The sequence below is a fragment of the Sulfurimonas sp. genome, assembly GCF_023229105.1.
Taxonomy (GTDB): Bacteria; Campylobacterota; Campylobacteria; order Campylobacterales; family Sulfurimonadaceae; genus Sulfurimonas.
The window spans coordinates 1-8,658 of sequence record NZ_JALNZY010000087.1 but is presented as its reverse complement, the minus strand read 5'-3'; the positions used below and the strand labels follow the sequence as shown (position 1 = coordinate 8,658).

The following is an 8,658-nucleotide window of genomic DNA, read 5'->3' as shown; positions in this document are numbered from 1 at the left end:
GGTTGATACCTTTTTTAGTGCTTATTATAGCAAGTAAAAATAAAAAAATCAGTTACTATGGCACTCGGTTAATGTTTTTTCATCTCTAGCAATATAATCATAGCCGTTATAAATCGTATAGATGCCATAAACAATGACGGCAAAAGAGGAGAGGCTTACCATCATATTTCTAAAGTTTGTCGCGCTTGAGAGAGATGCTAAAAAACCCAGAGAAAACATTGCGGGAATTGTACTTAGTCCAAATATTGCCATAACCAAAGCGCCATAAATAGGACTTGCCGTACTTGCCGCTGTTATTGCAAAAAAATAGACAAACCCGCATGGCAAAAGGCCGTTTAACATACCAAGAATAAAAAAGCTAAAGTTAGATTTTGAGTTTAACACTTTTTTAAATAAATCTTTATACAACGATGATGATGAAAACGAATGCTCTATAAGGGTTAAAAATTTTATTTTACCCATAAGAGAAAGTCCTGCAAGAACCATCGCTATACCTGCGACTAAAAGCATTACCCCGTTTGCAGTATTGCTAAAAGTAACAACACCGCCAAGCGTCCCAAAAATAGCTCCTAAAATCGAATAGGTAAACACTCTTCCAAACGAGTAGAGCAGATGCGCTCTACTCTGCGAAACTTTGGAGCTTTTTGGATCAATTTTTATAGTTGAATACGCTAAAACTATACCACCGCACATACCTATACAGTGTCCAAATGAGCCTAAAAATGCGATGCTGATAATGCTTAAGATATTTACCGTTTCCATTGTCTTTTTACTATTTTCCTAAAAGCTGTTTTCTGATAAGTGGATTACGCAGGGTCTCTCCTCTTAACATTCTAAGACGCATTGTATCAAAATCTATAAAATCTTCTCTATTTTTCTCATAAGCACCAAAACCGTATCCCATCGGTGTCTCATCCGCCCATGAGTAATATGCTTCTTTGGCATCTATCCATCTCTTTGTATCCCTACTCATAACCCAGATTTTTGCGCTATCTCTAAACTCTTTATCCTCAAGCCATCTGACAAAACCGCCATGGTCGTGAAAAAACCAACTTTTTCCGCTTTTGATAATAACCTGAGAAGCATCTTTTAGCTCATTTATAACCATTCCGCAATCACTGTCTTGATACATACCAACTTGCATCTCAATTGGAATCTGCTTGATATTCCCATCTTTTACAACAACCATTCTAGTGGAAGTACCCAAAGAAAAAAAGATTACTACAATCAACAAAACTAAAATTAAAACTACCAAAAAAGGGATAATTTTTTTCATCACAAACCTTCTATCTTAAATAAAAATAAATTTTACACTCTTTATGTTACATTTGTGTTAGATTTTAAATAAAATTTATCTTCTTTTTTTTCCTTTACCTAAATCATCATATAACATAAATTTTTCTAGATCTTCTCTTAATTCCAAATCCAGACTCTCCAAAATCTTTTTTTTGCTCTCATATCTTAGCAAATCTTCATCTTTACTTTTAGCAATATCTCTTATTAGATAGTGATAACGAACGACATTTTTTGTAAAATCACTTATAAAAGCCCAATCCTTAATTATTTCATAACTTCTCTCTTCATGGTCGGTAAAACTATACTCTTTAAACTCTATATCTTCATCATCTTTTTTATAAGCACAAAATGGCTTGCCTATATCATGCAGAATTCCTGCGGCAAAAAATTTAAACTCTCTAGCTTTTAAAATATTGTACAAAACTCGAAGCGTATGAACCAAAACCCCATGTTCATGCCATTTGTTTTGAACAAAAAAAAGCGATTTTAAAAAGGATTTGGAAAAAACACTATTTTTTACTCTGTTCATAAACTCTCTTTTGCCATTGGATGACACACTTCCACAGTCTCTTTGAGATCTTGTTTTTGTATATGCGTATAAATCTGCGTAGTTAAAAGCGAGGCATGTCCTAAAAGCTCTTGAACAACACGCAAATCTGCTCCTCCTGATATTAGCGAAGTCGCATAAGAGTGGCGAAGCACATGTGGAGATACTCCCAAATATTTTTGCGTTATTTTATATGCCGAAATTCGGCTGAGTCTGCCACCTTTATAGTTAGCCCAGACAAAAGCTTCTTCTCTCTTCTTTTGGCTTATGTACTCCTGCAAAGCTTTTAGCGCAACTTTTGCTATGGGAACCATACGCTCCTTCTCGCCCTTTGCATGTCTTACATGAAGCCACTCCCCCTCTATATCTTCTTTGCTAAGGGCAAGACATTCACTTATCCTGGTACCACTAGCGTATAAAAAAAGTATAAGTGCATAATCACGAACTCCTATTAAAGAGCTTCTGTCAATCTGCTTTAAATTGTTTTGTATCTCAGCGTATGATATGAACTTTGGAAGAAGTTTTGGAATTTTTGAAAATTTCAGTTTTATTTTTTCATCAAAGAATTGACTTTTATAGCAAAAATCAAAAAAAGCATTCACTGAAGAGAGTTTTCTATTTAGCGTTCTTTTGTTTTTATATACGCCCAAAGCACTAAAGAGCAAAGCAGAGTCCATTTTTATAAGAGGTTTTTTAAGAGCCTCCTCAAGAGTGATTAAGTCGCTTCTATAGGCTTGAACACTTTTTTTGCTAAGAGCCTTTATAACACTTATATACTCAATAAATGCCTCTAGCTCATTTGACATTATCTACTCTACTGATATATATTTATCATCCACAAAAAATATTTTTCCATCAATATAAACATAACCCTCATCTATACATGCTTTATAAACAGTATGGTTTGCCAAATCTTTTGAGATTTCAATAATATATCCCTCTTTTTCTAAAGCATACAGATGCTCCCCACCAACAATCATCCCCATAAAGTGAGCAAAAGGAAACTTTAGTGCCGTATTTTGTTGAAGATCAGAAGTTAAAGATATTATTTCACCCTGCTTAGTAGCAATAAAAATAGTTTTTTCATCAGAGACGACATCTCGAATGTCATACTCCGACCTGATCTCTTTTTGGGCAAGTGAAAGAATCTTATGCCCTGATGCTGCAATAATTTTATTCTCTAAAAGATTAAAGTATATAATATTGTTGAAGTGCTCTTGAGTGCTGACTATTACGGTTCTTAGCTTCTTTTTTGTTTGAGAATTTATAATAACAATTTTTCCATCAAGTGTAGAAAATATGACTAAATCATCTCTGATATATGGTTTTACTATCTTTGAATTTACAACTATAGGTGCATCGCCTTGCTCTTTTAAAAGAAGCGTTTTGTCGGCTATTGAGTACAGAGCCATCTCATTATTTACAAAAAGAACAGCAAGAAGATTATCTTTAATACTCGCTGTTGCTATCGTTCTTTTTAGATTAAACTTCTCTACCATTTTGCTATCGGTTGCATACTTAAGAGTTAGATTTCCATCAATATCAGCATGCATTACCCATCCGTCACTATAACCTAAAAGCTTCTCATGTTCAGGAATAGTTATATCAATAATTTTACCCTTAAGTAAAACTTTTCTATCTTCAACCATTGCTGCATCAGGCGATATACCTTTGATTGTCACATCGCTTCTTCCACAATATTTCCAATCATCTTTAACATCCAAAGGTTCATAGACTTTCTTAGAGCTACATGCGCTAAAAAAAAGGATTAACAGCGATATAAAAGCTAGAGATAAAGTTTTCAAAATATTATTTCACTCCATAGTGCATAAGAACTGACACTAATTCGTTTAATGAGGACTCTTTTGATACTTTTGAGAGTGCACTTCTGGCTTTATCAATTTTGTTTTCGTTTAAAAGCATTACGGCACTTTGAACCAATGCAAAATCTTTATATATTGCATTTTGCTTTAAAGCATACTCTTCAAGCTGCGCAGAATCTGTAGCTGCTTCATATTTTGCTAAATTACCTACTATCGGTGCCGTTGAATTTTCCAAACTCTTTATTGCTTGTGCATCCTTATTTATAACTGCTTGAGAATAGAGCCAGGCATCGTGCAAATTTAAACTTAATTTCTTTAATTCTCCAAGCGAAACAGTATCGTTTGGATTTGCTTGCAACTTTAAAAGGGCAGCATTAGCCGCTGTAGTTTTACTCTCTGAATTAATATCATATATGATATTTGCGCCGACCAACAAAACAACAGCGGCAACAGAGGCTATCATGATATTTTTATATTTTTTTACAAATCTCTCAGTCATTACCGCTTTTTCAAAAAACTTCTCTTCGGAGTTTAACTCATCTTTTATCATTTTGATATTCTCTTGTAAGCTCAAAATATTCCCTTTTTATCTATAATTATTGAAAGTTCAAAATAATATCGCATAATTTGTTAAAGTTTCATCAAATAGATAGATTTTTTTTGTTACAATCTTACAAATTGTTATGAAGGAATGGTTATATGCAAGTAGACAATGAACTCTTAAGCAGGCTCGAAAAACTCTCATTTTTAAAGGTTTCAGATGACAAAAGAGAAGAGATAGTAAATCAACTCTCCGAAATTGTAAGCTTTGTAGATAATTTAAGCGAGTTAAATACTGATAATGTTGATGATAAATTTTCAATGAACGACGAAGCAACTCTACTCAGAGAAGACACTCCATATTGCAATACGGATATAAATGAGAGCATACTTAAAAATGCTCCCCTTAGCGATGATGGCTTTTTTATCGTTCCTAAGATAATTGAGTAATCGCGCAGTATCTTTATGTAGTGCAATTAATTTTAATACAATCAAAGGGAGTTTATCATGAGTGACGAAACAAAAAAACCGATTGAGATAAAAAAACTGCTCAAAAGTGTTTTGCACTTTGACTCCTCGGACTTGCACCTTGTTCCTGGAAGTGAACCGCAAATCAGAATTGACAAATTACTAAAACCCCTTAATCTTCCAGTCTTAAGCGCCAAAGATATAGAAGAGATGGCTTATGCTCTTATTGAAGATAAGCAAAAGAAAATATTTGAAGAGAATAATGAACTTGACTTCTCTTTTGAGTTAGAAAATGTAGGTCGTTTTCGTGCAAACTACTATAGAACCATTGCCGGTATTGCATGTGCATTTCGTATGATTCCTATTGATATTCCACCGCTTGAAAAGTTCAACAATAACCCGATTTTTAAAGAACTCGTTAAAAGAGAAAAAGGGCTTATTCTCGTAACAGGGCCAACAGGTAGCGGTAAATCTACTACACTAGCTTCAATGCTTCATGAGATAAATCTTACCGCAAACAAGCATATTATTACTATTGAGGACCCTGTTGAGTTTGTGCATACAAATATCAAGTCACTCTTCTCACAAAGAGAGGTAGGCACCGACACCAGCTCATTTGCAACGGCACTTAAATATGCTCTAAGACAAGATCCGGATGTTATTTTAGTAGGTGAGATGAGAGATAAAGAGACTATATCTGCAGCTCTTACCGCGGCTGAGACCGGCCACATAGTCTTTGGAACTCTACATACAAATTCAGCACCTTCAACAATCAACCGTATTATAGACGTTTTTGATGCCGGAGAACAAGCACAGGTAAGAGCACAACTTGCATCTTCGCTTATCTCTGTTATTTCCCAATCTCTGATGCCAAGAATTGGCGGCGGTATAGTTGCAACACAAGAGATTTTGATTGCAAACCCTGCTATTCAAAACTTAATCAGAGAAGATAAGGTTCATCAAATTTACTCTCAAATGCAACTCAATCAAAACGAGACAAATATGACTACGCAAACAGACCAACTCTTAACGCTACTTCGTAAAAAAATTATCTCAAAAGAGGTTGCTCTTACAGCTTCAAACAGACCTGAAGAGTTGATGAAGGTAATCCAAAATATGTAAAGATATGACATGATATTTTGCATGTCATATCTTTAACTCTTTCTAAACCTTATCATCTTAAAGCGCTCGCCTAAGAAATTTGGCATTATGAGTATCTTTACTTTTTCAAGTTCTTGTTTATATATTTTTTCATCTACTTTGGCTTTTAAAATCTCTAGAAGTTCTAAGATTCCCATCTTTACAAGTGCTGCCATCTGGGTGCTTAGCTCAATAAACTCTACTCCTGCTTCTTCATAAGCATCTTTTACATGCTCAAACGTAACATCGTATGTGATGTCAGACCTTGCAAACAGTTCATCTCTCTTTATCTTTTCATCGAAAAATGGCGTTACCTCATGTTTTGTATATACTCGTATTGAAAAATCAGGACGGGCTTGCATCTCGCCATAATCAAAACTCATAAACTCAAATTTTTCACATGCTAAAGCCATCTCTTTTGCAAACTCTTCATATCCAAGGGCTATCTCGCCTCTGTCTTTGTGGTACTTTTTTGCTTTTTGCTCTACCCAATCATCATTCACGTCAAAAACGACTTCATGCCTCTCCACTCTTGCACTTTTGCCTTTATAGTAAAGTTCACATGAAAAGGCATCGAATATCTCGTTTGCTATAAAAAAAGCATTTTTGCACTTTAGTTCGCTTAATGATTTATAGTGAGTAAGCTTTATAGCATTACCGAAGCTCTCGGCAAAGTAGTTTTTTTGAAACTCTCTAAGCGCTTCAAATCTCTCTATTATGACGAAGTCAAAGCTCTCTAAAAGCTCAGGGCGTAGCGTATAGAGAAACTCTATAACATCTGCTAAAAAATAGCCGTGATGTGCACCTATTTCACATATAGTTGCATCTTTAGCCAAAAAACCCTCATCTACAAGAGAGATAATATGTTTTGCGATAGTTCCGCCAAAAAATTTGCTTGTGCTAACTGCCGTATAAAAATCTCCGCCTTTGCCTATCTCTTTATATGTTGCGTAGTAGCCATCATCTGAGTAGAGCCACTCGCTCATGTAGCTGCTAAATTTATAACTTGGTTCTAATCCCTCTCTGCACTGCTCTTCAAGTCTAGTCATCTTTATACATCTCATAAAGCGTTAAAAGCTCAAGCTGTTTATCTATCTCATATATCTCTACATCGCTCTTTTGAATCTCAACTGAGTTCTCTAAAAGCTCTACGTCATACTTCGTTTTATAGCCGGCTGCATATAAATCATTTGTATCTCCTAAGAGTCTCTCATAAATATCTCTGTTTTCAACACTTAGCTGTTTTTTCTTCTGTATGTTTTCTATATTTTGCATAACCTGCTCAAAAATCGCTATAAGCTCTCTTTTTCTATCTTCAATAACAAGCTGCGACTTAAGATACTCAATCTTAGAGGATTCTACATCTCTATAACTGTTTATATCGATAGGGAGGGCAACTTTAAAGCCTACATTATAGTAGTCCTTCTCATTTGCTCCAAACTTAAACGGACTATCACTCTTATCCCAGCTATATCCAGCGGTCAAGTTTACTTTTGGAAGATATTTTGCTACCGTCACATCTTGAGCATATCCATTTTTCTCTATCTCTCTCTCTGACATACCAAGGACTATATTTTTTTGCAAAAACTGCTCTTGAGTTAAAAGTTTTAAAGTCGGAACAAAAGCTTCGTCATGTTTCATGTCGCTTATTGCATTAAATTTTGAGATAAGTCTCTCTTTGTTTGTCTGCAGGTCAAAAAATGTCTGTATAACAATGTTTCTATCGATTATTGCACTATCTAAAAAACCCGAATCAAGCTGTCCGTTTAAATAATCCTCTCTCTTTTGAGCAAGATTTATCTCAGAATTTTCAATCTGAAGTTTCTGCTTGCTTATCTTCAAATCTATCTGTTTAATCTGCATTAAAAGAGAGATTGCATCTTTTACAAGCTTTCTTTTTGCAACATCTACGGAGTAGTCGACGTAAATTCTAGAAGCCTCTGCAAACTTAATCCCATAATAAATTCCACCACTTTGAAAAATTGGCTGATCCATCTTAATAGAAGCATTTTCGGTAGTCTGCTGATCTTTATAAGGGTTGCTCTTTGAGTAGCTGTAGTTTAAATTTAAAGGTGCAATCCAAGAATCACGAAGTATTGAACTATCGGCTTCATTCTTTTCATAATCATACTTAAACTGTTCTTTTTTATTCTCTGAAATATAGACATCCAAAGGTTCCTCTGAAAAGAGTAACGTACTACAAAGAGCTAGCAGCGCGATTAAGAGCGTTAAAGCCTTCATCCATTTCCCCTTTAGTTATTGTAAGTGCAGGTAAAAGTCTAAGGGTGTCACGACCTGCCCTTAGAACTATTACACCCTCTTCTCTTGCATTTGAGATTATTTTACTAAGAGTATCAGCATCTCTTACACGCAGTCCGCACATCATTCCGATACCTACTTTAGATGTGAAAATATCTTTGTGAGCAACATAAAACTTCTCCAACTCGCTATCAAAGTAATCTATGCCTTGTTGAAGCTCTCTGCTTTCATCCATCTCGCCTAAAATATCCATAACCTCACATGCAGCAGTTGTACTTAAAAAGTTTCCGCCAAATGTGGAGCCGTGGTCTCCTGCACTAAAAACTTCCTTTAGCGTTGTCATAACAACACCGATAGGAACTCCGCCGCCAAGACCTTTTGCCAGAGTCACAACATCTGGCTCTATGTCATAGTAGTTTGATGCTAAAAATCTACCTGTTCTATAAACTCCGGTTTGCACTTCATCTATCATCAGCAAAACATTCTTTGATTTTAAAAATTTTGCAAGTTTTTGAACGGCATCTTTATCAAGCGGCTGAACACCGCCCTCGCCTTGAACAAGTTCTATCATGACGGCACAGGTAT

The 8,658-nt window shown here is 35.3% G+C and carries 11 protein-coding genes; 2 read left to right on the top strand and 9 right to left on the bottom strand.

The features are described 5' to 3' along the window. Positions 1–48 precede the first annotated feature (48 nt). The 6 genes from M0Q17_RS09875 to M0Q17_RS09850 form a co-directional block, all read right to left on the bottom strand. A complete protein-coding gene (locus M0Q17_RS09875; protein WP_295086408.1) occupies positions 49–762 on the bottom strand; it encodes a sulfite exporter TauE/SafE family protein in 714 nt (237 codons plus the stop codon). Positions 763–772: 10 nt separating this feature from the next. Then, on the bottom strand, positions 773–1,276 hold the full coding sequence (locus M0Q17_RS09870; RefSeq protein ID WP_295086406.1) for a hypothetical protein: 504 nt from the start codon (positions 1,274–1,276) through the stop codon (positions 773–775). Positions 1,277–1,351: 75 nt separating this feature from the next. Further along, positions 1,352–1,825 carry an HD domain-containing protein gene (locus M0Q17_RS09865; protein ID WP_295086404.1) on the bottom strand — a complete coding sequence of 158 codons (474 nt, stop codon included), beginning with the start codon at positions 1,823–1,825 and terminating at the stop codon, positions 1,352–1,354. Next, positions 1,822–2,649, bottom strand: a complete 828-nt coding sequence (locus M0Q17_RS09860; RefSeq protein ID WP_295086402.1) for a tyrosine-type recombinase/integrase — start codon at positions 2,647–2,649, stop codon at positions 1,822–1,824. Before M0Q17_RS09860 ends, M0Q17_RS09865 begins: the two co-directional genes overlap by 4 nt. A 3-nt stretch (positions 2,650–2,652) precedes the next feature. After that, positions 2,653–3,648, bottom strand: coding sequence for a hypothetical protein (locus M0Q17_RS09855; protein ID WP_295086400.1), 996 nt, complete (start codon positions 3,646–3,648; stop codon positions 2,653–2,655). A gap of 4 nt (positions 3,649–3,652) precedes the next feature. Then, entirely contained in the window at positions 3,653–4,240 is a 588-nt protein-coding gene (locus M0Q17_RS09850) for a hypothetical protein (protein ID WP_295086398.1), read from the bottom strand. 125 nt (positions 4,241–4,365) lie between these two features. On the opposite strand from M0Q17_RS09850, the gene gatC reads away from it, so the two are divergent. Together gatC and M0Q17_RS09840 are read left to right on the top strand one after the other, a co-directional pair. Further along, positions 4,366–4,656, top strand: a complete 291-nt coding sequence (gatC, locus tag M0Q17_RS09845; protein ID WP_295086396.1) for an Asp-tRNA(Asn)/Glu-tRNA(Gln) amidotransferase subunit GatC — start codon at positions 4,366–4,368, stop codon at positions 4,654–4,656. Positions 4,657–4,713: 57 nt separating this feature from the next. Beyond that, complete coding sequence (locus M0Q17_RS09840) at positions 4,714–5,796, top strand: type IV pilus twitching motility protein PilT (RefSeq protein WP_295086395.1); 1,083 nt, start codon at positions 4,714–4,716, stop codon at positions 5,794–5,796. Between the two features lie 32 nt (positions 5,797–5,828). On the opposite strand, the gene M0Q17_RS09835 is transcribed toward M0Q17_RS09840, so the two are convergent. The 3 genes from M0Q17_RS09835 to M0Q17_RS09825 all read right to left on the bottom strand — a co-directional run. Further along, a complete protein-coding gene (locus M0Q17_RS09835) occupies positions 5,829–6,800 on the bottom strand; it encodes an SAM-dependent methyltransferase (protein ID WP_295086410.1) in 972 nt (323 codons plus the stop codon). 55 nt (positions 6,801–6,855) lie between these two features. Then, the gene (locus tag M0Q17_RS09830; protein ID WP_295086393.1) at positions 6,856–8,055 is read right to left on the bottom strand and encodes a TolC family protein; all 1,200 of its coding nucleotides are present in this window, start codon (positions 8,053–8,055) and stop codon (positions 6,856–6,858) included. Then, positions 8,012–8,658 (bottom strand): aminotransferase class III-fold pyridoxal phosphate-dependent enzyme (locus tag M0Q17_RS09825; protein ID WP_295086391.1); only part of this gene is annotated, 647 nt, incomplete at its 5' end. The genes M0Q17_RS09825 and M0Q17_RS09830, both read right to left, overlap by 44 nt.